Here is a 1,381-nt window from a genome sequence, read left to right as displayed (position 1 = left end):
CGACGCCGAGCGTCGTACGTCAGGTCGGCGACCCGGTACAGCGTTCGGAAGCCGAGCCGTTCGACTCGCGCACGCGCTCGCGAGGAGAATCCGGTCATCGTCGCGCCTCGGTGGGTGAGTTCCGGGTCATCGCGGCCTCACGCTCCGATGACTTGGATCGGCACCAAGAGGAAACAGAGCGCGCCGACGGCGAACGTGGCGACGCCGACCGCGAGCCGCGGCAGCCCCAGCCCGCCCTCGTCGGTCGGATCCGCCGGCCCGTTGAAGGCGATCACCGCCGCGAACACCCCCCAGAACGCCCACAGGCCGACGGACTCGTTCAGGCCGAGCCCCCGCCAGAAGTGGAGGTACGCGGCGATTCCGAACAGGACGCCGGGGACGAGCGCCGCGACCGTCTCCTGTCGGGGGCCGACCATCGCCCGAACCATGTGGCCGCCGTCGAGCTGGCCGACCGGCAGGAGGTTCAGGAGGGTGAAGAACATCCCCACCCAGCCGCCGATCACCACCGGGTGGGCGGTGAGCCGCGGGTCGCCGTAGCTCGTCGGCTGGCCGAGCGCGTCGGCGATGAGTCCCAACAGCGGCGGGTTGTTGAACCGGATCATCGCCCCCGACGAGCTCGCGAGCTCCGCCGGCACCCGGATCGGGTCGAGCGAGAGGCCGATCGCGGTCACTATCACCGTCGCGACCAGCCCCGCGATCGGCCCGGCCGCGCCGATGTCGAAGAGGACCTTCCGCGAGGGCATGCGGCCGCGGATGCGGATGACCGCGCCGAGCGTCCCGAACGGGAAGACGAACGGGATGACGTACGGGAGGGAGACGGGGACGCCGTGGTAGCGTCCGGCGGCGTAGTGGCCGAGTTCGTGGGTCATCAGGACGCCGAGGACGGCGGCGGTGAACGGCCACGCCTGAAGCAGCGTCAGCGGGTTCGACTGGATCTCCGCGAGCGGGACGTAGTACCAGCCGTACGCGCCGACGAAAAGCGTCGACAGCACGGTCGCCGCGAACATGGCGACGTTCACCCACGGGATCCCCTCGCGACCGCGGTCGAACGGCGTCGCGACGACGACGTGGCCCCCCTCGACGGCCTCGACGTCGACCTCGTAGCCCGCCTCCCGGAAGTACGGGGTCAGCTTCCGCAACAGCGTCCGCTCCGGGACGTACGACTCGCCGTGGTATCGCACGCGACCGTCCTCGCGGCGTACCTTGTCGATCCGGAAGAACGTTCGGAGCGGCTCCGGACGCGGCGCGCCGTCGTCGGGCGTCGCCGCGTCCTCGTGATCTGGCATCGGCACGTCGTAACCGGTCGGCGAGTATAAACCCCGCGTCGGCGGGCACGGAGACCGGGACCGGACGACCGGAGCGGTCGCTCGCGGGTCGGGCG

1 protein-coding gene is annotated in these 1,381 nt (G+C 71.2%); it reads right to left on the bottom strand.

The genetic code is table 11. The features are described 5' to 3' along the window. Positions 1–137 precede the first annotated feature (137 nt). Entirely contained in the window at positions 138–1,286 is a 1,149-nt protein-coding gene (locus BN903_RS13300; RefSeq protein WP_048078197.1) for a site-2 protease family protein, read from the bottom strand. Positions 1,287–1,381 lie beyond the last annotated feature (95 nt).

The organism is Halorubrum sp. AJ67, assembly GCF_000513435.1.
This window is presented reverse-complemented; position numbering and strand designations above follow the sequence as displayed.

Excerpts from the sequence above, each read along its gene's own strand:
- BN903_RS13300 (WP_048078197.1), bottom strand. The coding sequence starts at position 1,286 with ATGCCAGATCACGAGGACGCGGCGACGCCCGACGACGGCGCGCCGCGT.